Below are 25,220 nucleotides of genomic sequence, written 5' to 3'. Positions count from 1 at the left end.
GAGTGTCGAGAGCGAGCCCGAGCAGGAGCTCGACAGCGAGGCGGCTCAGGGCTGAACAGGCCGGCCAGGAGGCCGGGTTGGGTCATAGTGCGTGCGGGCGAAGGCATCGTTCGCACGGTGCACGGTGTCGGGTCCAGGCGGCGCCGGCCACACGCTGAGGAAGTGCTCCTCCACCGGGGTGTCGCCGTCGTGCCCGTCGCCGTCGTTCCCGTCGCCGTCGTCGCGCCCGCGTGCCTGCACGCGGACGCGATACCAACCCGCCCCGGCCGTCGCGAAGTTCCCGGCGTCCTCCTCGACGTCACCGCCCCACCGGAACAACCACAGGCTGCCACTCGTGCTGCAGATGCTCACGTCCACCACGGTCTCCCACTCCTCGCCCGGGAGCGGTGGTTCGTCCGCGCACTGCCGAGTGGTCAGGCGTATCCGGCCGGTGTGGGTGCCCGCGCACACCGTGAGGTGTTCCGGTCCCCCTGCCGCCAGGCTGTTCCCCGCGAAGATCCGCCGGACCGTGTCGGAATCGTCGTACTCGCTGAGAAATTCGTCGCCCTGGAGGTAGTACTGCCGGTAGGAGACGAACATGCGATCCGAGGTCCACGTCGTGTAGCGCATCCACCGGATCATGCCCTGCCCCACTGACAACGAGCGATGCTCAGCGCCGCGCTGCCACGGCTTCCGCCGCCGCGGCCAGGATGCGGTGGAGGACGGGGACCGGTATCGACGGATTGGCGGCCGCCGCGATGGCCGTGTCGCGGTCGTGCAGCAGCGCGGCGAGGACGCGGGCCGGCAGCCGCGGACTGCGTATCGCGGTGTCGCGGATGTAGTCCGCCGGGTCGTTCAGCAGCCGCACCGCGTCGGCCGGTGACAGCCGGGGGTCCTCGGCCGCGCGACGGCGCACCTCGGCTTCCGGGTCGCGGGCGAGACGAGCGACATCGGCGGGCGTGGACTCCGGATCGTCCAGGACCAGGCGGCGCATCCGCCCGGCGGGGTCGCCGGCGTGGCGCAGCAGGCCCGTGCGGGGGAAGTTGGGGTGGCTGCGGGGGCGGCCGGGATAGCTGAAGCTGCCGTCCCACCAGCCCCAGACCTCCAGCAGCATCTCGGCGGGCGCGTCGTCGCACGATTCGGCGAGGAACAGGCGGACCGTGCGGTCCTCGTCCCGCGCCAGCCGCTCCACGACGTCCGGTGGAAGATGCCGGGCACGGGCCACGCTCCCGCGGATGAGCGGATGGGACGACACGGCGAGGCGGCGCATCGCGTCGGCGTCACCGTGCAGGTCCGCGACCCAGGGCAGAGTGCGCACCATGGACGTCGAGTCGAAGTCATGGCGCACCGCGGCACGCTGCTCCTCGTCGAGGTCGGGCCGCAGCGCCACCGCCGAGCGGACGTCGTCGTACGGGTCCTCCGCCAGGACGGCGACACCGTGCACGCCGAGCCGCGGGTTGGCGGCCAACGCCAGGCGTACTCCCGCGTCCCCGTCCCGGACGACCTCCGCCTCCAACTCGGGCGCAAGACGGCACTGTTCGAGCGCGCGCCGGGGCTCGGGCAGCGCGGCGAAGACGTGCCGAGGCATGGGGACGTCGTGGTGGTGGGCGAGCAGCGCCGCCGTACGCACCGCGTCGTCGGTGTCGGCCAGCAGTCGCACCCGCAACGGCACGGCGAGGTCTTCCCACCGGGCGCAGGCGGCCACCCGCACCCGGGGGTCGGCGTCGGCCGCGAGGCCGGGGAGGTGGTGTGCGGGGAGCCCCGGGAGTTCGGCGGCCTGAGCACGGGACGGGCCGGTGAGGAGGTCGTCGTACAGGTCCCCGGGGAGTTCGACGCCCCAGGCGCGGGCATGTTCGGCCCAGAGCACGCGCCGGCTCGGCGACGGTTCGGCGCGGACCATGCGTAGCCACTGATCGGACGTGAGCTTGGGCCGGAAGGTGTCCGCGGGCCGCGAGCGCACCTGCGGATCGGGATGCGCCACGGCGGCGTCGAGTACGGCGGGCCGGTCGCAGCCGTGGAGGAAACCCACCTCCACATCGAGCAGCCGGATCAGCAGCTCGTCCGGCGCGGCAGGGTTGGACCCGATCCCCTCCGCCCAGTGCAGGGGCCGTGCCGGCCGGCCGGGCACCGCCGCCCACACGTCGGCGCGCTCGGCCTCCGTCTCACGCCCGGCGCTCTCGGCGGCCTCCTCCAGCCGCTCCGGCAGTCGGTCGAGGGCCGTCACCCGAGGCCCGTCCACGCCGGGCACCTCCGCCAGCAGCACCTGCCCGTCGAGGGAGAGCGCCACGAACCCGGGGTCGCCGGTCAGCCCCGGCACACCGCCGCCGGCGTGGCGGACCCGGGTCCACCGGGAGTCGTTGCCGCCGATCCGATGTCCGAGGACGGCCACCAGGAACTCGCCGTCGGCATCCGCGAGGCGCCGCCACCACACGCCGTCGAGCGCTCCCCGGACCGCGCCGTCCGGCGCCGCGATCCCTCGCGCGATCCGCCAGCCTGCCTCCGGCGGAAACAGGCTGCCCGGACTCACGTCCTCAACAACCGTGAGTCCGACGCGGCCGAGCAGTTCGTGAAGTTCCTGTCCATGTCGCACGCGGTCATGATCCCCACCACCTCACGACGGGACAAGGCCCTTCGGCCCGGGGCCAACGCCAGGACTAGGGCCAGGACTAGGGCCAGGGCCAGGGCGACAAGACCGGCGATGCCGAGCCGGAGCCACACCCACACCCACACCGGCTCGCACGCGACCGGCACAGGCGACCGCTGGTCGGAGACGGACCTCGTGCTGGCCGTACGCGGGGAAGTGGACAAGGCCGCGAACGGCTGGACGGCTGGACGGCTGGATCTATCTGGATCTACGGCGAGTTCGGCGCCCGGGGGGGGCGGGCAGTCGGCCGCGTACGGCGCGAAGGGGCCGTGTCGGGGGGTGTCCGCCCGCAGCGGTTGGCGCGTCAACACGAGTGCGTTGGTAGGCAACCGATTCCGCGCCGTTCCGAGGACGGACACCCCCCGACGCGGCCCCGACCCACGACGCCCCCCAGGCGAACCACCCGCACACCGCCGACCACCGCCGACCACCGCAACCCACCGCCCAACCCACCACCTCACCGAACCAGAACTCCGCCGCACCTGGAATGCGACAATCACCACCACGCCAACGGAACCGACCCACTCGGATCCCCAACTCGCGGCCCACCTACGGCCGATGCTCACGGAGCTGACGTAACCCATGGGCACCACCACCCACATCGACCTCACCCCCGTCCCACCCGGCCAGGTCACCCTCTCCGACCGCCGCACGGAACGCAGATGGACGGTCGACCTCGCCCCCTTCCACCTCGGCACCCTCCCCGTAACCCAGGAGCAGTACGCCCAGGTCACCGGCGAACACCCCAGCACCGCGCACGGCAGCGACCGCCTCCCCGTGGAGACCGTGTCCTGGCAGGACGCGGTCCTCTTCTGCAACTCCCTTTCCCAGCAAGAGGAGTTGACGCCCGCATACTCCTTCGACGACCACAACGAGGCAGTCGAAACCGTCGTATGGGCAAACCCCTCCGCCGACGGCTACCGCCTCCCCACCGAAGCCGAGTGGGAGTACGCGTGCCACGCCGGAACGAGCGGCCCGCGCTACGGACCGCTCGACGACATCGCCTGGCACCGCGGCAACTCCGAGGAGCGGCCCCACGAACCGGGCGGCCGACTGCCCAACCCCTGGGGCCTGCACGACATGCTGGGCAACGTGTGGGAGTGGTGCTGGGACCTCTACGACCCCGAGGTCTACGGCACCTACCGGGTACTGCGCGGCGGCGGCTGGTTCGACGAGCACTGGAGCTGCCGCGCCTCCGTACGGCGCCGCAGCCACCCCACGTTCCGCGTGGACGACGTGGGCTTCCGCGTCGCCCGGTCGTCGCCCACACCGAAGTGGCTCCCCGTCAACTAACCGCACGCTGCGGCCAGATACCTCGCCGGTCACGGTGACGCGATCCCCGTGCCGCACACGAACCGCATCACCGGCCCATACGACGACGCGGCCGGCAGCCCCCTCCGACAAGGCCTATCCGGACATTGCGAACTCTTCAGACACTGCCGGTTCCCGCAACTCACCCGTAACGTGTGGCGCGGCCACATGCGAGTACGTACGAGAGTGAGGCAGCACCCATGCCCCCCTTCGATCTTCCCGAGGGCGACCCCTTCGGCCCGCACAACCTGCCCTACGGCGTCTTCTCGCCCGCCGGCTCGGACGAACGGACCGTCGGCGTCCGGCTCGGCGACCATGTGCTCGACGCGGGCGCGGCGGCGGAGGCGCTCGGCTCGCCGTACGTCTCCCTCCTCGCGCACCCGACCCTGGGCCCGCTGCTCGCCGCGGGCCACACGGCCTGGTCGGACGTCCGGCGCGCGCTGACGGCGTGGGTGACGGTGCCCTCCCACCAGGAGACGATCACCCCGTACCTCCACCCGCTCTCGGCGGTGACCCTGCATCTGCCCTTCGAGGTCGCGGACTACGTCGACTTCTACGCCTCGGAGAACCACGCCCGGAACGTCGGCCGCATCTTCCGCCCCGACGCGCCCGACTCCCTGACCCCCAACTGGAAGCACCTGCCGATCGGTTACCACGGCCGCTCCGGCACGATCGTGGTCTCGGACACGGACGTCGTACGACCCTCCGGGCAGCGCAAGTCCCCGTCCGACCCCGCGCCGGTCTTCGGCCCGTCGGTCCGCCTGGACATCGAGGCGGAGGTCGGATTCGTGGTCGGCACGCCGTCGGAGATGGGCCGGCCGGTCGCCCTCGCCGACTTCCGCGAACACGTCTTCGGCCTGTGCCTCCTCAACGACTGGTCGGCCCGCGACATCCAGGCCTGGGAGTACGTCCCCCTCGGCCCGTTCCTCGGCAAGTCCTTCGCCACGTCGGTGTCTGCGTGGATCACCCCGCTGGACGCGCTGGAGGACTCGCGGGTGGCCCCGCCGGAGCGCACGCACGAACTCCTCCCCTATCTGGACGACTCGGCGGAGGAGCCCGGCGGCTACGACCTCCGTATCTCCGTCGCGATCAACGGCCATGTCGTCTCCGAGCCGCCGTTCTCCACCATGTACTGGACGGCCGCGCAGCAACTCGCGCAGATGACGGCCAACGGCGCCTCCCTGCGCACCGGCGACCTGTACGGCTCGGGCACGGTCAGCGGGCCAGCGGAACACGAGCGCGGTTCGCTGCTTGAGCTGACCTGGAACGGCCGCGACGCCCTCGAACTCCCGGACGGCAAGCGGACGTTCCTGGAGGACGGGGATGTCGTGACCCTGTCGGCGTGGGCGCCCGGGGCGGACGGTACGCGGGTGGGGCTGGGCGAGGTGACCGGGCGGATCGTGGGCCGGGAGTGAGGCGAGGGGCGCGGCCGGTGAGGTGGATCCGGTGCTCGCCGTACACCTGACGTCGGCCGTCCGTGCGGTCATACTGACGGCGGGCGGCACACACGCCGCACCCCCGCCTTCGGGCAAGGCCGCACCGCACGTTCTGTTCCGCTCTGTCCCACCTGTTCCTCCTGTTCCTTTCGCCCCTTTCGTTCGTACCGTTCCTTCCTTTTGTCCCGCCGACCAGGATCCGGAGCCCGTGGCATGACCGTCTGCCTGCTCCTGCTGAGCGTCGTCGCCCTCTCGGCCGCCGTTCCGGCTCCGCGCGCGCTGACCCGGGCCGTGTGGCCCGAGCGGGAACCCGTGGTCGGCCTGTGGGTGTGGCAGTGCCTGGTCGCCACGGTCCTGCTCTGCTGCCTGGCCGCCCTGGTCCTCGGCGCCGCCGCCGTCTTCCACACCGTCCGCGATCATGTCTTCGCCCCCGCTCCGCCCGCCGTCACCGCGGCCTACGACCTCTCCGCCGCCCCCGTCTGGGCGGTCGCCCTCACGCTGTCACTGGCGTGCGGGGCCGCCTGGACGACGGCGATGCTCGCCCGCGAACTCGCCGAGGCCCGCCGCCGTCGCGGCCAGGCCCGCGCACATCTCCGCGAACGCGCCCCCGACCTGCCGGCCGGCCTGCCCCCGGCACGCGGCCCCCTCCTGGTCCTGGAGGACGAGTACCCGGACGCCTGGTGGATGCCCGGCCACCCGCCCCAACTGGTCGTCACCACAGGCGCGTTGCACCGCCTCACCGGCCACCAGCTCGACGCGGTCCTCACCCACGAACGCGGTCACGCCCGCGCCCACCACGACTGGCTGCTGCACCTCTCGACCGCGCTGGCCTCCGGTTTCCCGCGTGTCCCCGTGTTCGCCCACTTCTGCGACCAGACGCACCGGCTGGTCGAGTTGGCCGCGGACGACACCGCCTCCCGGCAGTGCGGCCACCTGACCACGGCGCTGGCCCTGATCGAACTGAACAACCACCGAGGCGTCCTCTCCTGCGCCTCCAGCCACCGCCTCCTCGGCGAACGAGTGGACCGCCTCCTGGACCCCCGCCCGAGACTGGGCCGCCGACGCCGCGCCCTGACGACGACAGTGGCGGCACTGGTCCCACTGCTGCCCCTACTAATCGTGTTCGCACCGGGGCTTACGGCTCTGGGCTGAGGGGTTTGGACTCACGGGCTTGGGCTGAGGAGCCTGGGCTGAGGAGCCCCCGAGGCTGACGGCCCTGAGCCGAGGGCCTTACCAGGCCACCTGCACCCCGGCCCCACCCCTGCCCTTGCCCCTACACCCCAGTCCCGACCACCTCTACATCCAGTCCTCGGGCTCCGGCTCCGCGTCCATCTCCGGCCAGTAATCCGCCCCGGGATCAACGTCCTTAGCCGCCCGACCCGCCGCGGATGCCGACACCTGCGCCTGCACAGGTACCGGTACCTGTGCAGACTCCCGCGCCACAGCCGCAGGCTCCTCCGCACCCGCACTCGGCGCCTCGCCCAGCCCCGCCAGCACCCCGATCACGCCCTCCCCGTACGTCGCCAGCTTCTTCTCGCCGACGCCGCTGATCTCCCCCAACTGCCCCACCGACGTGGGCCACACCGCCGCGATCTCCCGCAGCGTGGCGTCGTGGAAGATGACGTACGCCGGAACCCCCTGCTCACGGGCCTGCTCCGCACGCCAGGCGCGCAGTGCCTCGAAGGCGGGCTGCAACGACGCGGGCAACTCCACCGCCGCGGCCTTCGCCTTGCGCTCGCCCCGGCCCGAGGACGACGACCCCGACCGCGAAGCCGCCGGCTTCTTCGGCTCCTTGCGCAACGGCACCTCCCGCTCGCGCCGCAACACCGTGCCGCTCGCCTCGGTGAGCACCAGCGTGCCGTACTCCCCCTCGACCGCGAGCAGCCCCTGCGCCAGCAACTGCCGTACGACGCCTCGCCATTCACCCTCGGCCAGGTCCTGGCCGATGCCGAACACGGACAGTTGGTCGTGGTCGAACTGGATCACCTTGGCCGACCGGCGCCCCATGAGGATGTCGACGATCTGCAGGGCGCCGAACTTCTGGCCCCGCTCCCGCTGCAGCCGCACCACCGTCGACAGCACCTTCTGCGCGGCGACCGTGCCGTCCCAGGTCTCCGGCGGGGTGAGGCACGTGTCGCAGTTGCCGCAGCCCGCGGCGTCCGGGTCCTGGCCGAAGTAGGCGAGCAGTTGGCCGCGCCGGCACTGCGCGGTCTCGCACAGCGCGAGCATGGCCTCCAGGTGGGAGGCGGCCCGGCGGCGGAACGCCTCGTCGCCCTCGCTGGACTGGATCATCTTGCGCTGCTGTATGACGTCGTTGAGGCCGTACGCCATCCACGCCGTGGAGGGCATTCCGTCACGCCCCGCACGACCCGTCTCCTGGTAGTAGCCCTCCACCGACTTGGGCAGGTCGAGGTGGGCGACGAACCGTACGTCCGGCTTGTCGATGCCCATGCCGAAGGCGATGGTCGCGACGACGATCAGCCCGTCCTCGCGCAGGAACCGGGACTGGTGCGCCGCGCGCGTACCGGAGTCCAGGCCCGCGTGGTACGGCACCGCCTCGATGCCGTTGCGCGACAGGAACTCGGCGGTCGTGTCGACGGACTTGCGCGACAGGCAGTACACGATGCCCGCGTCACCCGCGTGCTCCTCGCGCAGGAAGCTCAGCAACTGCTTCTTGGGGTCGGCCTTCGGCACGATCCGGTACTGGATGTTGGGCCGGTCGAAGCTCGCCACGAAGTGCCGGGCGCTCGGCATGTTCAGCCGCTGGGTGATCTCCTTGTGCGTCGCGTCCGTGGCCGTCGCCGTGAGCGCGATCCGCGGGACGTCGGGCCACCGCTCGCCGAGCACGGAGAGGGACAGGTAGTCGGGACGGAAGTCGTGGCCCCACGAGGAGACACAGTGCGCCTCGTCGATCGCGAACACCGAGATCTTGCCGCGCGAGAGCAGATTCAGCGTGGCGTCGAGCCGTAGCCGCTCCGGCGCGAGATAGATCAGGTCCAGCTCGCCGGCGAGGAACTCCGCCTCGACCACGCGCCGCTCGTCGAAGTCCTGCGTCGAGTTCATGAACCCGGCGCGCACCCCGAGCGCCCGCAGCGCGTCCACCTGGTCCTGCATCAGCGCGATCAGCGGGGAGACGACGACACCCGTACCGGGTCTGACCAGGGAGGGAATCTGGTAGCACAACGACTTGCCGCCGCCGGTCGGCATGAGGACGACGGCGTCGCCGCCCGCCACCACATGCTCGATGACCTCTTCCTGCTCGCCCCGGAAGCTGTCGTACCCGAAGACCCGGTGGAGCGTGGCCAGCGCCTCGCTCTCGCCCTGTGCCGCCGGCGTCCGTACTTCGGTCGTCACAACCGTCCCGCCCATCCCGTGCATCGCTCGTCCCCCGTACGTCGTCCCTCGACCACTGCGTCCACGATAGGCGTCCGCGCTGACAGCGTCGGAGTTATCCACAGGCTGGCGACGGTGACCGGGCGTGGTCATTCGAATGGCTCCCGTCACATGGCGCGCCCCCTACGGCCGGAACATGCTGCTCGGGCGGGACCGCGGAGACCCGCCATGCCCTCGAACGGACGGCGCCGCGTGCGTGTGGACGCCTCCCGAAAGTCCAAGGAGCCCCACCATGTCCCCTCGGTCCTCCGGGTCCTCCCGGTCCCCCCGGCCCCTGCGGAGCACCGTCAAGACCGCCGCCATGACCGCCGTCGCGGTGGCGACGACCGCGGCCTTCGCGCTGACCGCCGCCCCGGCCCACGCCGCGTCCGACCCCGCCCCCGACCCGTCGGTGTGGACCACGCTGAGCAAGACGTACCAGGCCACCTCGACATACGGGTACGAGGGTTTCGCCGCGGGCGGCGGCTACGTGCGCAGCGACACCTGTGTCGCCGACCAGGCCGAGGGCGGCATGGGCTACCACTACCGCAACCCGGCGAACATCGATTCACTCGATCCGCAGAAGCCGGCGGCCCTCGTGTACGCGGACGGGTCCGACTTCGCCGAGGGGCGCAGGCTGGTCGCGGTGGAGTGGGTCGTGACGGACACGGGCCAGACGACCGCGCCGACGCTGTTCGGGCAGACCTTCCAGAAGGGCCGGCTCCCCGGCTACTTCACCCTGCACGCGTGGCTCTACAAGCCCAACTCTGCGGGCCTGTTCGCCGCGGGGAACCCCGAGGTCGTCTGCCCGACGGTCTGACCGGCCGCAGCCATGCGAAGGGCCCCGACTCCTCAGTGAGGAACCGGGGCCCTTGGCATGCGCTCAGCGGACGAAGACCCCCGCCTGGTTCGCCAGGTCCAGGAAGTACTGCGGGGCCACACCGAGGACGAGCGTGGCCGCCACGGCCACCCCGATCGTCGCCATGGTCAGCGGGGACGGCACTGCGACGGTGGGGCCGTCGGGCCTCGGCTCGCTGAAGAACATGAGCACGATCACGCGGATGTAGAAGAACGCCGCGATCGCCGAGGAGAGCACACCGACCACGACCAGCGGGGCCGCGCCGCCGGCCGCCGCCGCCTTGAACACGGCGAACTTCCCGGCGAAGCCTGCCGTCAGCGGAATGCCCGCGAAGGACAGCAGGAACACCGCGAAGACGGCAGCGACCAGGGGCGACCTGCGCCCGAGCCCCGCCCACTTCGACAGGTGCGTCGCCTCGCCGCCCGCGTCCCGTACGAGGGTGACGACCGCGAAGGCGCCGATCGTCACGAACGAGTAGGCACCCAGGTAGAAGAGGACCGACGAGACGCCGTCCCGGGTGGTCGCGATGACACCCGCGAGGATGAAGCCCGCGTGCGCGATCGACGAGTACGCCAGCAGCCGCTTGATGTCGGTCTGGGTGATCGCGACGATCGCGCCGCCCAGCATCGTGATGATCGCGACGCCCCACATGACGGGCCGCCAGTCCCAGCGCAGGCCCGGCAGCACGACGTAGAGCAGGCGGAGCAGCGCTCCGAAGGCGGCCACCTTGGTCGCGGCGGCCATGAAGCCGGTGACCGGGGTCGGCGCGCCCTGGTAGACGTCGGGCGTCCACATGTGGAACGGCACCGCGCCCACCTTGAACAGCAGCCCCATGACGATCATCGCGCCGCCGATGAGCAGCAGCGCGTCGTTGCCCATGGTGTCCGCGAGGGCCGGGTTGATGTTCGTGATGGAGCCGTCGACGACCTGCGCGATCGTGGAGTACGACATCGAGCCCGCGTAGCCGTAGAGCAGCGCGATGCCGAACAGGGTGAACGCGGAGGCGAAGGCGCCCAGGAGGAAGTACTTGACCGCCGCCTCCTGCGACAGGAGCCGCTTGCGGCGGGCCAGGGCGCACAGGAGGTAGAGCGGGAGCGAGAAGACTTCCAGGGCCACGAACAGGGTCAACAGGTCGTTGGCGGACGGGAAGACCAGCATGCCGGCGACCGCGAAGAGCAGGAGCGGGAACACCTCGGTGGTGGTGAACCCGGCCTTGACCGCGGCCTTCTCGCTGTCGCTGCCGGGCACGGACGCGCCCTGCGCGGCGAAGGAGTCGACCCGGTTGCCGTGCGCCTCGGGGTCGAGCCGCCGCTCCGCGAAGGTGAACAGGCCGACCAGTCCGGACAGCAGGATCACGCCCTGAAGGAACAGGGACGGTCCGTCGACCGCGATCGCGCCCATCGCGGCGATGTGCGCCTTGGTGGTGCCGTACCCGTCCGCCGCGAGCGCCAGGACCGCCGCGAAGGCGGCGCAGAGCGCCACGGCGGACACGAACACCTGGGTGAAGTAACGGGACTTGCGCGGGACGAACGCTTCGACCAGCACCCCGATGAGCGCCGCGCCGAGGATGATCAAGGTGGGCGACAATTGCCCGTACTCGATCTTCGGCGTGGGGATCTTCGAGATCGGGTCGGCCGCCGTTGCCGCCGTTGTCCACAGGCTGTGGACGGCTGTTGCGCTCACTTGGCCGCCTCCACCGAGGGCTTGGGATCCTTCTTGTGTACGTCGGACAGCGTCTGCTTGACCGACGGGTTCACGATGTCCGTGATCGGCTTCGGGTAGACGCCCAGGAAGACCAGCAGCACGATCAGCGGGGCGACGACCAGGAGTTCACGCGGTCGCAGGTCCGGCATCGTGGCGACCTCGGGCTTCACCGGGCCGGTCATCGTCCGCTGGTAGAGGACGAGGGTGTACAGCGCGGCCAGGACGATGCCGAAGGTCGCGATGATCCCGATCGCGGGGTAGCGCGAGAACGTGCCGACCAGGACCAGGAACTCACTCACGAACGGTGCGAGTCCCGGTAGCGAGAGGGTGGCCAGACTGCCGATCAGGAAGGTGCCCGCGAGCACCGGGGCGACTTTCTGCACCCCTCCGTAGTCGGCGATCAGACGCGAGCCGCGCCGCGAGATCAGGAATCCGGCGACCAGCATCAACGCGGCCGTTGAAATACCGTGGTTGACCATGTAGAGCGTCGCGCCGGACTGGCCCTGGCTGGTCATCGCGAAGATGCCCAGCACGATGAACCCGAAGTGCGAGATCGACGCGTACGCCACCAGCCGCTTGATGTCCCGCTGCCCGACGGCGAGCAGCGCGCCGTAGATGATGCTGATCAGGGCGAGGACGAGGATGACGGGCGTCGCCCACTTGCTGGCCTCCGGGAAGAGCTGGAGGCAGAAGCGGAGCATCGCGAAGGTGCCGACCTTGTCGACAACCGCCGTGATCAGGACGGCGACCGGGGCGGTGGCCTCGCCCATCGCGTTGGGCAGCCAGGTGTGCAGCGGCCACAGCGGCGCCTTCACCGCGAAGGCGAAGAAGAAGCCCAGGAACAGCCAGCGTTCGGTGTTGGTCGCCATGTGCAGCGTGCCGTTGGCCCGCGCCTGCGCGATCTCCGCGAGCGAGAAGTTCCCGGCCACTACGTAGAGGCCGATCACGGCCGCCAGCATGATGAGCCCGCCGACCAGGTTGTAGAGCAGAAACTTGACGGCGGCGTACGACCGTTGGGTGGCCGCCGCCTCGTCGCCGTGCTCGTGCGCGCTGTCTCCGAAGCCGCCGATGAGGAAGTACATCGGGATCAGCATGGCTTCGAAGAAGATGTAGAAGAGGAAGACGTCGGTGGCCTCGAAGGAGATGATCACCATCGCCTCCACCGCAAGGATGAGGGCGAAGAATCCTTGGGTGGGCCGCCAGCGCTTGTTGCCGGTCTCCAGGGGGTCGGCATCGTGCCAGCCGGCCAGGATCACGAACGGGATCAGCAGGGCGGTGAGCGCGATGAGCGCGACCGCGATGCCGTCGACACCCAACTCGTAACGGACCCCGAAGTCAGCGATCCAGGGGTGCGATTCGGTGAGCTGGTAGCGGTCGCCGCCCGGGTCGAAGCGCACCAGGATCGTGATGCCCAGCGCGAGCGTCGCCAGCGAGACGAGCAGCGCCAGCCATTTCGCGGCGGTGCGCCGGGCGGCCGGGACGGCGGCCGTGGCCACCGCCCCGAGGGCCGGGAGCGCCGCCGTCGCTGTCAGGAGGGGAAAGGACATCGGTATCAGACCGCCCTCATCAGCAGGGTCGCGGCGACGAGGATGGCCGCACCGCCGAACATCGAGACCGCGTACGACCGCGCGTAGCCGTTCTGCAGCTTGCGCAGCCTTCCGGAGAGTCCGCCCATGGAGGCCGCCGTGCCGTTGACGACGCCGTCGACCAGGGTGTGGTCGACGTAGACCAGGGAGCGGGTGAGGTGCTCGCCGCCGCGCACCAGGACGACGTGGTTGAAGTCGTCCTGGAGGAGGTCGCGGCGGGCGGCCCGGGTGAGCAGCGAGCCGCGCGGGGCGACGGCCGGGACCGGACGGCGGCCGTACTGCGCCCAGGCGATCGCCACACCGACGACCAGCACGACCATGGTGGCCATAGTGACCGTCAGGGCGCTGACCGGGGAGTTGCCCTCCTCGTGGCCGGTGATGGGCTCCAGCCAGTGCAGGAAGCGGTCGCCGATGCCGAAGATGCCGCCGGCGAAGACCGATCCGAAGGCCAGCACGATCATCGGGATCGTCATCGTCCTCGGGGACTCGTGCGGGTGCGGTTCGTTGCCGTTCTCGTCGGGCTGCCAGCGCTTCTCGCCGAAGAACGTCATCAGCATCACGCGCGTCATGTAGAACGCCGTGATGGCCGCGCCCAGCAGGGCCGCGCCGCCGAGGATCCAGCCCTCGGTGCCGCCCTTGGCGAAGGCCGCCTCGATGATCTTGTCCTTGGAGAAGAAGCCGGACAGGCCCGGGAAGCCGATGATGGCGAGGTAGCCGAGGCCGAAGGTGATGAACGTGACCGGCATGTACTTCCTGAGGCCGCCGTACTTGCGCATGTCGACCTCGTCGTTCATGCCGTGCATGACGGAGCCGGCGCCGAGGAAGAGCCCGGCCTTGAAGAAGCCGTGCGTCACCAGGTGCATGATCGCGAAGACGTAGCCGATGGGGCCGAGGCCCGCGGCGAGCACCATGTAGCCGATCTGCGACATGGTCGAGCCGGCCAGTGCCTTCTTGATGTCGTCCTTCGCGCAACCGACGATCGCACCGAACAGGAGCGTGACGGCGCCGACGACGGTGACGACTAGCTGTGCGTCGGGCGCCGCGTTGAAGATGGCTCCGGAGCGGACGATCAGGTACACGCCCGCGGTCACCATGGTCGCCGCGTGGATGAGGGCCGAGACCGGGGTCGGGCCCTCCATCGCGTCGCCGAGCCAGGACTGCAGCGGCACCTGGGCGGACTTGCCGCAGGCGGCGAGCAGCAGCATCAGGGCGATGCCGGTGAGCTTGCCCTCGGAGGCGTCGCCGACGTGGCTGAGAACCGGCCCGAAGGCGAAGGTCCCGAACGTCGTGAACATCAGCATGATGGCGATCGACAGGCCCATGTCGCCGACCCGGTTGACCAGGAAGGCCTTCTTCGCGGCGGTGGCCGCGCTGGGCTTGTGCTGCCAGAAGCCGATCAGCAGGTAGGAGGCGAGACCGACGCCCTCCCAACCGACGTACAGCAACAGGTAGTTGTCGGCGAGGACGAGGATCAGCATCGCCGCGAGGAACAGGTTCAGATAGCCGAAGAAGCGGCGGCGGCGCTCGTCGTGCTCCATGTACCCGACCGAGTACAGGTGAATGAGCGAGCCGACGCCGGTGATCAGCAGGACGAAGGTCATCGACAACTGGTCGAGGCGGAAGGTGACGTCCGCCTGGAAGCCCTCGACGGGGACCCAGGTCCACAGGTGCTGCATGAGCGTCCGGTGCTCGGCGTTCTTCCCCAGCAGGTCGGTGAAGAGGACGACACCGATCACGAAGGAGGCGGACGACAGGAGCGTGCCGATCCAGTGGCCGACGGCGTCGAGCCGCCGGCCGCCGCACAGCAGGACGACCGCTCCGAGCAGAGGCGCCGCTACCAGCAGCGCAATCAGGTTCTCCACGATTCAGCGACCCCTCAGAGCTTCATCAGGCTGGCGTCGTCGACCGAGGCCGAGTGGCGGGAACGGAACAGCGACACGATGATCGCGAGCCCGACCACGACCTCCGCGGCGGCGACGACCATCGTGAAGAAGGCGATGACCTGACCGTCGAGATTGCCGTGCATGCGGGAGAAGGTGACGAACGCGAGGTTGCAGGCGTTGAGCATGAGCTCGATGCACATGAACACGACGATCGCGTTCCGCCTGATCAGTACGCCGGTGGCGCCGATCGTGAACAACAGGGCGGAGAGGTAGAGGTAGTTGACGGGGTTCACTTCGACGCCTCCTCGGTCCGCTTGAGGTTCGCGGGCTCGATCGGGGTCCGCTCCAGGCGCTCCTCGGCGCGCTGCTCCAGGGCCCGCAGGTCGCCCAGCGCCTCGCTGGACACGTCACGGATCTGGCCGCGGTCACGGAGCGTCTTGCTGACCGTGAGCTCGGACGGGGTGCCGTCGGGCAGCAGGCCCTGGACGTCCACCGCGTTGTGCCGGGCGTAGACGCCGGGGGCCGGGAGCGGCGGGAGGTGCTTGCCCTCGCGGACACGCTGCTCGGACAGCTCGCGCTGGGTCTTGGGCCGCTCGGCGCGCTCGCGGTGCGTGAGCACCATGGCGCCGACGGCGGCCGTGATCAGCAGGGCGCCGGTGATCTCGAACGCGAACACGTACTTCGTGAAGATGAGGGCGGCCAGGCCCTCCACGTTGCCGTTCGCGTTCGCCGTGCCCAGGCCGTCGAACTGGTTGAGGGAGGCGTTGCCGATGCCCGCGAAGAGCAGGATGCCGAAGCCGAGCCCACAGAGAAGGGCCAGCCAGCGCTGGCCCTTGATGGTCTCCGTCAGGGAGTCGGCGGCCGTGACGCCGACCAGCATCACCACGAAGAGGAACAGCATCATGATCGCGCCGGTGTAGACGACGATCTGCACGACGCCCAGGAAGTAGGCGCCGTTGGCGAGGTAGAACACCGCCAGGATGATCATGGTCCCGGCGAGGGAGAGCGCACTGTGCACGGCCCTCCTCATGAGGACTGTGGACAGGGCGCCGATCACCGCGACCGTGCCGAGGATCCAGAACTGGAAGGCCTCGCCGGTGGAGGTGGAGTAGGCGGCGGCGAACTGCGCGCTCATGCGCCCACCCCCTCTTCCTCTTCCTTGGCCGCGCCCGGAGGGCTTGCCAATGGACTCAGTTCACCCTTGGAGACGGCGACTTGGGGCACCGTGCCGGGCGCGGCCTCCGTCACCAGGCCCCGGTAGTAGTCCTGTTCGTCCATCCCCGGGTAGATGGCGTGCGGGCTGTCGACCATGGTGTCGTCGAGGCCGGCCAGCAACTGTTCCTTGGTGTAGATCAGGTTGGCGCGGCTGCTGTCGGCCAGCTCGAACTCGTTGGTCATCGTCAACGCGCGCGTGGGGCACGCCTCGATGCACAGGCCGCACAGGATGCAGCGGGCGTAGTTGATCTGGTAGACGCGGCCGTACCGCTCGCCCGGCGAGTAGCGCTCCTCGTCGGTGTTGTCGGCGCCCTCCACATAGATGGCGTCGGCGGGGCAGGCCCAGGCGCACAGTTCGCAGCCGACGCACTTCTCCAGGCCGTCCGGATGACGGTTGAGCTGGTGCCGTCCGTGGAACCGGGGGGCTGTGGTCTTCTGCTGCTCCGGGTACTGCTCGGTCAGCCGCTTCTTGAACATGGCCTTGAAGGTCACGCCGAAGCCGGCCACGGGGTTCTGGAAACCGGGTTTGGTCTCCTTGGGCTCCTCAGCCATCGGACGCCTCCTTTCCATCCAGAGATCCGTCACTGCCAGTGTCCGACCCACCACTGACAATCAGCTCCCGCTCGCGGCGCGAGGGGCGCCGAGGCACCGGCGGCAACTCCTGTCCCGGCAGCGGCGGTACGGGGAATCCGCCCGCCATCGCGTCGAAATCGTCGGGTTCGTCGACCAGTCGCGCGTCCTCGTTCGCCTTCTGGCGGAACATGTCCGCGATGAAGGAGAGCAACAGCAGGACGAGCACACCGCCGCCGATGTAGAGGGCGATGTCGGCGAAGTCGTAGTTCTCGTTCTTGAGGGTCCGCACGGTCGCGACGAGCATCAGCCAGACCACGGAGACCGGGATGAGGACCTTCCAGCCGAGCTTCATCAACTGGTCGTAGCGCACGCGCGGGAGGGTGCCGCGCAGCCAGATGAAGAAGAAGAGCAGCAACTGGACCTTGACGACGAACCAGAGCATCGGCCACCAGCCGTGGTTCGCGCCCTCCCAGAAGGAGCTGATCGGCCACGGGGCCCGCCAGCCGCCCAGGAAGAGCGTGGTCGACACCGCGGAGACCGTCACCATGTTCACGTACTCGGCGAGCATGAACAGCGCGAACTTGATGGACGAGTACTCGGTGTTGAAGCCGCCGACCAGGTCGCCCTCGGACTCCGGCATGTCGAAGGGGGCGCGGTTGGTCTCGCCGACCATCGTGATGACGTAGATGATGAAGGAGACCGGCAGCAGGATGATGTACCAGCGGTCGTGCTGTTGTTCAACGATCGTCGAGGTCGACATCGACCCGGAGTAGAGGAACACCGAGGCGAACGCGGCGCCCATCGCGATCTCGTAGGAGATCATCTGCGCGCAGGAGCGCAGGCCGCCGAGGAGCGGGTAGGTGGAGCCGGAGCTCCAGCCCGCCAGGACGATGCCGTAGATGCCGACCGAGGCGACCGCGAGGATGTAGAGCATCGCGATCGGCAGGTCGGTGAGCTGCATCGTGGTGCGCTGGCCGAAGATCGACACCTCGTTGTCGGCGGGCCCGAAGGGGATCACCGCGATCGCCATGAAGGCCGGGATGGCCGCGATGATCGGCGCGAGGACGTAGACCACCTTGTCCGCGCGCTTGACGATCAGGTCTTCCTTGAGCATCAGCTTCACGCCGTCGGCGAGCGACTGGAGCATGCCCCAGGGGCCGTGCCGGTTGGGGCCGATGCGCAACTGCATCCAGGCGACGACCTTGCGTTCCCAGACGATCGAGAACAGCACAGTGATCATCAGGAACGCGAAGCAGAACACCGCTTTGACGACGACCAGCCACCAGGGGTCGCGGCCGAACATGGAGAGGTCTTCGGCAGCGAGGTACGGGTACGGGCTCATGCCTCCACCTCCTTGGGGGCCTCGCCCGCGAGCGTGGCCGGGCCGATGCGGACGAGTGCGCCGGGCAGCGCCCCGGTGTCGGAGGCGACGCCCCCGCCGGTGGAGTTCAGCGGGAGCCAGACCACCCGGTCGGGCATCTCCGTGATCCGCAGCGGGAGTTCGACGGTTCCGGACGCGCCGGTCACGGCGAGGGCGTCGCCGTCCTTGACGCCCGCCTCGGCGGCCGTGGCGGCCGATACGCGCGCGTGGGCGGCGTGCCGGGTACCGGCGAGTGCTTCGTCGCCCTCCTGGAGCGCGCCCTGGTCGAGCAGCAGCCGGTGCCCGGCGAGTACGGCCTCTCCGGCGGCCGGCCGGGGCAATACGCCCGCGGTCTCCAGCGGATCGGAGGCCCGCGGCCCGTCCCAGGCACCCAGCCGGTCCAACTCCGCGCGCGTGGTGCGCAGATCGGGCAGCCCCAGGTGGACGTCCATGGCGTCGGCCAGCATGTGCAGCACGCGCGCGTCGGTGGGCGCGAGGGTGCGGGGCATCTGGTCGGGCTTGAGCGCGGCGTCGAAGAAGCGGACCCGGCCCTCCCAGTTGAGGAAGGTGCCCGCCTTCTCGGCGACCGCCGCGACCGGAAGGACGACGTCGGCGTGTTCGGTGACCTCGCTGGGCCGCAGTTCGAGCGACACCAGGAAGCCCACTTCGTGAAGTGCCGCACGCGTGCGTGCCGGGTCGGGCAGGTCGCCCGCCTCCACACCGGCGACGAGCAGCGCCCGGAGTTCACCACCGGCGGCGGCCTCGACGATCTGACCGGCGTCGCGGCCGTAGCGGTGCGGGAGTTCGGCGACGCCCCAGGCGACGGCGACCTCGTCACGCGCGCGTGGGTCGGTGGCCGGACGCCCGCCCGGCAGCAGCGACGGCAGCGCGCCCGCCTCGATCGCCCCGCGTTCCCCGGCCCGGCGCGGAATCCACACCAGCCGGGCACCGGTCGCGAACGCGGCCCGTACGGCGGCGGTGAGACCCCCGGCGACGGCGGCCAGCCGCTCGCCGACGACGATCACGGCGCCCTCGGTGCGCAGCGCCTCGGAGGCGCGGGCGCCGTCGTCCTCCAGACCGAACCCGCTGGCGAGCGCGTCCAGCCACTCGGTCTCGGTGCCGGGAGCGGCCGGCAGCAGCGTGCCGCCCGCCTTCTCCAGGCCGCGCGTGGCGTGGGTGGCGAGCGAGAACACCCGCTGCCCGTGCGTGCGCGAGGCCTTGCGCAGCCGCAGGAAGACGCCGGGCGCCTCCTCCTCGGACTCGAAGCCGACCAGCAGAACGGCGGGCGCCTTCTCCAGGGAGGTGTACGTGACGCCGTTGCCGTCGAGGTCCCGGCCGCGTCCGGCGACCCGGGCGGCCAGGAAGTCGGCCTCCTCGCTGCTGTGCACGCGCGCGCGGAAGTCGATGTCGTTCGTGTCGAGCGCCACGCGCGCGAACTTGCTGTACGCGTAGGCGTCCTCGATGGTGAGCCGGCCGCCGGTCAGGACACCGGTCCGGCCCCGCGCGGCCGACAGGCCCTGGGCGGCGGCCTCCAGGGCCTCCGGCCAGGACGCGGGCTCCAGGACGCCGTCCGCGTTGCGCACCAGGGGCGTCTGAAGCCGGTCGCGCTGCTGCGCGTACCGGAAGCCGAAGCGCCCCTTGTCGCAGATCCACTCCTCGTTGACCTCGGGGTCGACGGCGGCCAGGCGCCGCATGACCTTGCCGCGCCGGTGGTCGGTGCGGGTAGCGCAGCCCCCGGAGCAGTGCTCGCACACGGAGGGCGTGGAGACCAGGTCGAAGGGGCGGGAGCGGAATCGGTACGCCGCCGAGGTGAGCGCGCCCACCGGGCAGATCTGGATGGTGTTCCCGGAGAAGTACGACTCGAAGGGGTCGCCCTCACCGGTGCCGACCTGTTGCAGCGCGCCGCGCTCCAGGAGCTCGATCATCGGGTCGCCCGCGATCTGGTTGGAGAAGCGGGTGCAGCGGGCGCACAGCACGCAGCGTTCGCGGTCGAGCAGCACCTGCGTGGAGATCGGGAGGGGCTTCTCGTAGGTCCGCTTCCTGCCGTCGAAGCGGGACTCGGCGTTGCCGTGGGACATGGCCTGGTTCTGCAGGGGGCATTCGCCGCCCTTGTCGCAGACCGGGCAGTCCAGCGGGTGGTTGATGAGGAGCAGTTCCATCACACCGTGCTGGGCCTTCTCGGCCACGGGCGAGCTGAGCTGGGTCTTGACGACCATGCCGTCCGTGCACGTGATCGTGCAGGACGCCATCGGTTTGCGCTGGCCCTCGACCTCGACGATGCACTGACGGCAGGCGCCGACCGGGTCGAGGAGTGGGTGGTCGCAGAACCGGGGGATCTCGATGCCGAGTTGCTCGGCGGCGCGGATGACCAGGGTGCCCTTGGGCACGCTGATCTCGGCGCCGTCGATGGTCAGCGAGACGAGATCTTCCGGCGGGACCGCCGCCTCTCCCCCACCGGAGGGAGCGCTCGTGGTCACCGTCATGCGTTCACCTCCGTGCGGTCGGCCCAGGCCGTGGACTTGGCCGGGTCGAAGGGGCAGCCCCGGCCCGTGATGTGCTGCTCGTACTCCTCGCGGAAGTACTTGAGCGAGGAGAAGATCGGCGAGGCGGCGCCGTCGCCGAGGGCGCAGAAGGACTTGCCGTTGATGTTGTCGGCGATGTCGTTCAGCTTGTCGAGGTCGGACATGACGCCCTTGCCGGCCTCGATGTCGCGCAGCAACTGCACGAGCCAGTACGTCCCTTCACGGCACGGTGTGCACTTGCCGCAGGACTCGTGGGCGTAGAACTCGGTCCAGCGGGTGACGGCACGCACGACGCAGGTCGTCTCGTCGAAACACTGCAGAGCTTTTGTGCCGAGCATGGAACCCGCGGCACCCACTCCTTCGTAATCAAGAGGGACGTCGAGGTGCTCGTCGGTGAACATCGGCGTGGAAGACCCGCCCGGCGTCCAGAACTTGAGGCGATGCCCGGCCCGGATGCCGCCGCTCATGTCGAGCAGTTGGCGCAGTGTGATGCCGAGCGGCGCCTCGTACTGACCGGGACTGGTGACATGGCCGCTGAGCGAGTAGAGCGTGAAGCCGGGAGACTTCTCGCTGCCCATCGACCTGAACCATTCCTTGCCTTTTTGCAGAATGGCGGGAACTGACGCGATCGACTCGACGTTATTCACCACAGTCGGGCACGCATAGAGGCCCGCGACCGCAGGGAAAGGGGGACGGAGCCGCGGTTGACCACGGCGGCCTTCGAGCGAGTCGAGCAGTGCGGTCTCCTCACCGCAGATGTACGCGCCCGCGCCCGCGTGCACGGTGAGCTGCAGGTCGAGTCCGCTGCCCAGGACGTTCTCGCCGAGGTAGCCCGCCGCGTAGGCCTCGCGCACGGCCTCGTGCAACCGCCGCAATACGGGGACGACTTCACCACGCAGATAGATGAAGGCATGCGAAGACCTGATGGCATAGCACGCGATGACAATGCCCTCGATGAGGCTGTGCGGGTTCGCGAAGAGGAGCGGGATGTCCTTACAGGTCCCAGGCTCCGACTCGTCGGCGTTGACAACTAGATAGTGCGGTTTTCCATCCCCTTGGGGAATGAATTGCCATTTCATTCCGGTGGGGAAGCCGGCGCCACCGCGACCGCGCAGACCGGAGTCCTTCACATACGCGATGAGGTCGTCCGGCGACATGGCGAGCGCCTTGCGGAGCCCCTCGTATCCCTCGTGCCTTCGGTACGTGTCCAGAGTCCAGGACTCGTCCTCGTCCCAGAAGGCCGACAGCACGGGTGCGAGCAGCTTCTCGGGGCTGTGGTCTTTCAGTTCGGGTGCCAAGGTCATCACTCCCCCTCCTCGGCGACAGGCCCCGCCGGGTGGGCGGGGTCGGAGGCCGACGTGTCCTGCGGCGCATCGTGCGAACTGAGGTGCTCGGGCGGCGACTGGTCCTGCGGCGCTCCGGAGCCGCGCGGATGGACCACGCGCGCGGGTGCGGTCTCTCCCCTGGCCAGGCGGAGGCCCACCAGCGACGCGGGTCCCGCACCGCCGCTCGCCTCGACGGCCCCGGGCCGCTCGTCGGGGAAGCCGGCGAGGATCCGCGCGGTCTCCTTGAAGGTGCACATCGGCGCCCCGCGCGTGGGCTCCACGGGTGCGCCCGTGCGCAGGTCGTCGACGAGGCGCCGGGCGCTGGCCGGGGTCTGGTTGTCGAAGAACTCCCAGTTGACCATCACCACCGGCGCGAAGTCGCAGGCCGCGTTGCACTCGATGTGCTCCAGGGTGACCTTGCCGTCGTCGGTGGTCTCACCGTTGCCGACGCCCAGGTGCTCCTGGAGCGACTCGAAGATCGCGTCGCCGCCCATCACCGCACACAGGGTGTTGGTGCAGACCCCGACCTGGTAGTCACCGCTCGGCCGGCGCCGGTACATCGAGTAGAAGGTCGCCACGGCGGCGACCTCCGCCGTCGTCAGCTCCAGCAGGTCCGCGCAGAACTGCTGCCCTGTGCGCGTGACATGACCCTCCTCCGCCTGCACGAGGTGCAGCAACGGCAGGAGGGCCGAGCGGGAGTCCGGGTAGCGGGCGATGATCTCCCGCCCGTCGGCCTCCAGCCGGGCCCGGACGTCGTCCGGGTAGGCGGGCGCGGGCAGTTGGGGCATGCCCAGACTGACGCCCTGCTCCGAAGAACTGGTGGTCACCGGTCGACGCCTCCCATCACGGGGTCGATGGACGCGACGGCGACGATGACGTCGGCGACCTGGCCGCCCTCGCACATCGCCGCCATGGCCTGAAGGTTGGTGAAGGACGGGTCCCTGAAGTGGACCCGGTAGGGGCGGGTGCCTCCGTCGGACACGGCGTGCACCCCGAGTTCGCCCTTGGGCGACTCGACCGCCGCGTACGCCTGTCCCGGCGGTACGCGGAAGCCTTCGGTCACCAGCTTGAAGTGGTGGATCAGGGCCTCCATGGAGGTGCCCATGATCTGCTTGATGTGGTCGAGCGAGTTGCCCAACCCGTCCGGCCCGAGCGCGAGTTGGGCGGGCCAGGCGATCTTCTTGTCGGCGACCATGACCGGGCCGGGCTGCAGCCGGTCCAGGCACTGCTCGACGATCCGCAGCGACTGGCGCATCTCCTCCAGGCGGATGAGGAAGCGGCCGTAGGAGTCGCAGGTGTCGGCGGTCGGGATGTCGAAGTCGTACGTCTCGTAGTCGCAGTACGGCTGCGCCTTGCGCAGGTCGTGCGGCAGACCGGTGGAGCGCAGGATCGGGCCGGTGGCGCCGAGGGCCATGCAGCCGGCCAGGTCGAGGTAACCGACGTCCTGCATACGGGCCTTGAAGATGGGGTTCCCGGTGGCGAGCTTGTCGTACTCGGGGAGGTTCTTCTTCATCTTCTTCACGAACTCGCGGATCTGGTCCACCGCGCCGGGCGGCAGGTCCTGGGCGAGTCCGCCGGGGCGGATGTACGCGTGGTTCATCCGCAGGCCCGTGATGAGCTCGTAGATGTCGAGAATCATTTCACGATCGCGGAATCCGTAGATCATGATCGTGGTGGCGCCGAGTTCCATCCCGCCGGTGGCGATGCACACCAGGTGGGAGGACAAGCGGTTCAGCTCCATCAGGAGCACCCGGACGATCTTCGCCCGCTCGGTGATCTGCTCCTCGACGCCGAGGAGTTTCTCGACGGCGAGGCAGTAGGCGGTCTCGTTGAAGAAGGACGTCAGATAGTCCATGCGCGTCACGAACGTGGTGCCCTGTGTCCACGTGCGGTACTCGAGGTTCTTCTCGATACCGGTGTGGAGGTAGCCGATGCCGCAGCGGGCCTCGGTGACCGTCTCGCCGTCGATCTCCAGGATCAGACGGAGCACACCGTGCGTGGAGGGGTGCTGGGGCCCCATGTTGACGACGATGCGCTCGTCGTCGGCCCGGGCCGCGGACTGGACGACCTCGTCCCAGTCGCCACCGGTGACCGTATATACGGTCCCCTCGGTGGTCTCGCGCGCCGAAGCGGCCGAAGCGGATGCTGACTGCGTGCTCACGAGTACGACCTCCGCTGGTCCGGAGCCGGGATCTGGGCGCCCTTGTACTCGACGGCGATGCCGCCGAGGGGGTAGTCCTTGCGCTGCGGGTGGCCCGGCCAGTCGTCCGGCATCATGATCCGCGTCAGTGCCGGGTGACCGTCGAAGACGATGCCGAAGAAGTCGTAGGTCTCGCGCTCGTGCCAGTCGTTGGTCGGATAGACCGGGACCAGTGACGGGATGTGCGGATCGCTGTCCGGGGCGCTGACTTCGAGGCGGATCAGCCGGTTGTGGGTGATCGAGCGCAGGTGGTAGACGGCGTGCAGCTCGCGGCCCTTGTCGTGCAGGTAGTGGACCGCGCTGACGCCGGTACAGAGTTCGAAGCGCAGGGCCGGGTCGTCGCGCAGGGTCTGGGCGACGCGGACCAGGTGCTCGCGTTCGATGTGGAAGGTGAGTTCACCCCGGTCGACGATCGTCTTCTCGATCGCGTTGTCGGGCAGCAGTCCCTGTTCCTCCAGGGCGCCCTCCAACTCGTCGGCGACCTCGTCGAACCAGCCGCCGTAGGGCCGGCTCGCGGCTCCCGGCAGGCGGACCGAGCGGACCAGGCCGCCGTAGCCGGAGGTGTCGCCGCCGTTGTTGGCGCCGAACATGCCGCGCTGGACGCGGATCTCCTCACCGCCGTCGCCGCGCTGGCCGGGGAGATTGGAGCCGCTGAGGTCCTTCTCGGGGTTGGTGCCGTTCGCGTCGCTCACCGCAGCAGGCCCTTCATCTCGATGGTGGGCAGTGCCTTGAGCGCCGCCTCCTCCGCCTCGCGGGCCGCCTCCTCGGCGTTCACTCCGAGCTTGGAGGACTGGATCTTCTGGTGGAGCTTGAGGATCGCGTCCAGCAGCATCTCGGGCCGTGGCGGGCAGCCCGGGAGGTAGATGTCGACCGGGACGATGTGGTCGACGCCCTGCACGATCGCGTAGTTGTTGAACATGCCGCCCGACGACGCGCAAACGCCCATGGAGATGACCCACTTGGGGTTCGGCATCTGGTCATAGACCTGGCGCAGCACCGGCGCCATCTTCTGGCTGACCCGGCCCGCGACGATCATCAGGTCCGCCTGGCGGGGAGATCCGCGGAAGACCTCCATGCCGAAGCGCGCCAGGTCGTACCGTCCGGCGCCGGTCGTCATCATCTCGATGGCGCAGCAGGCGAGGCCGAACGTGGCCGGGAAGACGGATGCCTTGCGCACCCAGCCCGCGGCCTGCTCGACGGTGGTCAGCAGGAAACCGCTCGGCAGCTTTTCTTCGAGTCCCATGAGTTAAA

The 25,220-nt window shown here is 69.8% G+C and carries 20 protein-coding genes; 4 read left to right on the top strand and 16 right to left on the bottom strand.

Features of this window, described 5'->3' with window-relative positions; all coding sequences use genetic code 11:
• Positions 1 to 45: 45 nt before the first annotated feature.
• The gene (locus OG223_RS31025; RefSeq protein ID WP_329255731.1) at positions 46 to 609 is read right to left on the bottom strand and encodes a hypothetical protein; all 564 of its coding nucleotides are present in this window, start codon (positions 607 to 609) and stop codon (positions 46 to 48) included.
• A gap of 40 nt (positions 610 to 649) precedes the next feature.
• Entirely contained in the window at positions 650 to 2,569 is a 1,920-nt protein-coding gene (locus OG223_RS31020; RefSeq protein ID WP_329255729.1) for a hypothetical protein, read from the bottom strand.
• A 636-nt stretch (positions 2,570 to 3,205) separates the two neighbouring features.
• Between OG223_RS31020 and OG223_RS31015 the strand changes: the two genes are divergently transcribed.
• The 3 genes from OG223_RS31015 (at position 3,206) to OG223_RS31005 (ending at position 6,522) form a co-directional block, all read left to right on the top strand.
• A complete protein-coding gene (locus OG223_RS31015) occupies positions 3,206 to 3,916 on the top strand; it encodes a formylglycine-generating enzyme family protein (protein ID WP_329255727.1) in 711 nt (236 codons plus the stop codon).
• Between the two features lie 218 nt (positions 3,917 to 4,134).
• Positions 4,135 to 5,349, top strand: coding sequence for a fumarylacetoacetase (fahA, locus tag OG223_RS31010; RefSeq protein WP_329255725.1), 1,215 nt, complete (start codon positions 4,135 to 4,137; stop codon positions 5,347 to 5,349).
• Positions 5,350 to 5,583: 234 nt separating this feature from the next.
• Positions 5,584 to 6,522, top strand: a complete 939-nt coding sequence (locus OG223_RS31005) for a M56 family metallopeptidase (RefSeq protein WP_329255723.1) — start codon at positions 5,584 to 5,586, stop codon at positions 6,520 to 6,522.
• Positions 6,523 to 6,666: 144 nt separating this feature from the next.
• Here OG223_RS31005 and recQ read toward each other — a convergent pair whose 3' ends face one another.
• Complete coding sequence (recQ, locus tag OG223_RS31000) at positions 6,667 to 8,739, bottom strand: DNA helicase RecQ (protein WP_329255721.1); 2,073 nt, start codon at positions 8,737 to 8,739, stop codon at positions 6,667 to 6,669.
• A 256-nt stretch (positions 8,740 to 8,995) separates the two neighbouring features.
• Here recQ and OG223_RS30995 point away from each other — a divergent pair, with 256 nt between their 5' ends.
• Positions 8,996 to 9,562 (top strand): hypothetical protein, encoded by a 567-nt coding sequence (locus tag OG223_RS30995; protein ID WP_329255719.1) that lies wholly within the window; start codon positions 8,996 to 8,998, stop codon positions 9,560 to 9,562.
• A gap of 63 nt (positions 9,563 to 9,625) precedes the next feature.
• Here the strand turns inward: OG223_RS30995 and nuoN are convergent, their stop codons facing one another.
• From nuoN to OG223_RS30930, 13 genes are read right to left on the bottom strand one after another with little or no spacing between them, the layout of a single operon-like run.
• Positions 9,626 to 11,284: an NADH-quinone oxidoreductase subunit NuoN gene (gene nuoN, locus OG223_RS30990; protein ID WP_329255717.1), complete on the bottom strand. Its 1,659-nt coding sequence runs from the start codon at positions 11,282 to 11,284 to the stop codon at positions 9,626 to 9,628.
• Complete coding sequence (locus OG223_RS30985; protein ID WP_329255715.1) at positions 11,281 to 12,852, bottom strand: NADH-quinone oxidoreductase subunit M; 1,572 nt, start codon at positions 12,850 to 12,852, stop codon at positions 11,281 to 11,283. The genes nuoN and OG223_RS30985 overlap by 4 nt, the downstream gene beginning before the upstream one ends.
• A 5-nt stretch (positions 12,853 to 12,857) precedes the next feature.
• Positions 12,858 to 14,753: an NADH-quinone oxidoreductase subunit L gene (gene nuoL / locus OG223_RS30980; RefSeq protein ID WP_329255713.1), complete on the bottom strand. Its 1,896-nt coding sequence runs from the start codon at positions 14,751 to 14,753 to the stop codon at positions 12,858 to 12,860.
• A 14-nt stretch (positions 14,754 to 14,767) separates the two neighbouring features.
• Positions 14,768 to 15,067, bottom strand: coding sequence for an NADH-quinone oxidoreductase subunit NuoK (nuoK, locus tag OG223_RS30975; protein ID WP_016437642.1), 300 nt, complete (start codon positions 15,065 to 15,067; stop codon positions 14,768 to 14,770).
• Positions 15,064 to 15,909 (bottom strand): NADH-quinone oxidoreductase subunit J, encoded by an 846-nt coding sequence (locus OG223_RS30970; protein WP_329255711.1) that lies wholly within the window; start codon positions 15,907 to 15,909, stop codon positions 15,064 to 15,066. Before OG223_RS30970 ends, nuoK begins: the two co-directional genes overlap by 4 nt.
• A complete protein-coding gene (gene nuoI / locus OG223_RS30965) occupies positions 15,906 to 16,541 on the bottom strand; it encodes an NADH-quinone oxidoreductase subunit NuoI (RefSeq protein WP_329255709.1) in 636 nt (211 codons plus the stop codon). Before nuoI ends, OG223_RS30970 begins: the two co-directional genes overlap by 4 nt.
• Positions 16,534 to 17,904 (bottom strand): NADH-quinone oxidoreductase subunit NuoH, encoded by a 1,371-nt coding sequence (nuoH, locus tag OG223_RS30960; RefSeq protein ID WP_329255707.1) that lies wholly within the window; start codon positions 17,902 to 17,904, stop codon positions 16,534 to 16,536. The genes nuoI and nuoH overlap by 8 nt, the downstream gene beginning before the upstream one ends.
• Positions 17,901 to 20,405 (bottom strand): NADH-quinone oxidoreductase subunit G, encoded by a 2,505-nt coding sequence (locus tag OG223_RS30955; RefSeq protein ID WP_329255705.1) that lies wholly within the window; start codon positions 20,403 to 20,405, stop codon positions 17,901 to 17,903. The genes nuoH and OG223_RS30955 overlap by 4 nt, the downstream gene beginning before the upstream one ends.
• Positions 20,402 to 21,748 (bottom strand): NADH-quinone oxidoreductase subunit NuoF, encoded by a 1,347-nt coding sequence (gene nuoF / locus OG223_RS30950; protein ID WP_443073763.1) that lies wholly within the window; start codon positions 21,746 to 21,748, stop codon positions 20,402 to 20,404. Before nuoF ends, OG223_RS30955 begins: the two co-directional genes overlap by 4 nt.
• A complete protein-coding gene (gene nuoE / locus OG223_RS30945; protein ID WP_329255701.1) occupies positions 21,748 to 22,596 on the bottom strand; it encodes an NADH-quinone oxidoreductase subunit NuoE in 849 nt (282 codons plus the stop codon). The genes nuoF and nuoE overlap by 1 nt, the downstream gene beginning before the upstream one ends.
• Positions 22,593 to 23,930 (bottom strand): NADH-quinone oxidoreductase subunit D, encoded by a 1,338-nt coding sequence (locus OG223_RS30940; RefSeq protein WP_329255699.1) that lies wholly within the window; start codon positions 23,928 to 23,930, stop codon positions 22,593 to 22,595. Before OG223_RS30940 ends, nuoE begins: the two co-directional genes overlap by 4 nt.
• The gene (locus OG223_RS30935) at positions 23,927 to 24,661 is read right to left on the bottom strand and encodes an NADH-quinone oxidoreductase subunit C (protein WP_329255697.1); all 735 of its coding nucleotides are present in this window, start codon (positions 24,659 to 24,661) and stop codon (positions 23,927 to 23,929) included. The genes OG223_RS30940 and OG223_RS30935 overlap by 4 nt, the downstream gene beginning before the upstream one ends.
• The gene (locus tag OG223_RS30930) at positions 24,658 to 25,212 is read right to left on the bottom strand and encodes a NuoB/complex I 20 kDa subunit family protein (protein ID WP_030610600.1); all 555 of its coding nucleotides are present in this window, start codon (positions 25,210 to 25,212) and stop codon (positions 24,658 to 24,660) included. Before OG223_RS30930 ends, OG223_RS30935 begins: the two co-directional genes overlap by 4 nt.
• Positions 25,213 to 25,220 lie beyond the last annotated feature (8 nt).

The organism is Streptomyces sp. NBC_01478, from assembly GCF_036227225.1.
Lineage (GTDB): Bacteria > Actinomycetota > Actinomycetes > Streptomycetales > Streptomycetaceae > Streptomyces.
Note: the sequence above shows the minus strand (reverse complement) of the source record. Positions and strands in the feature narration are given on the sequence as shown.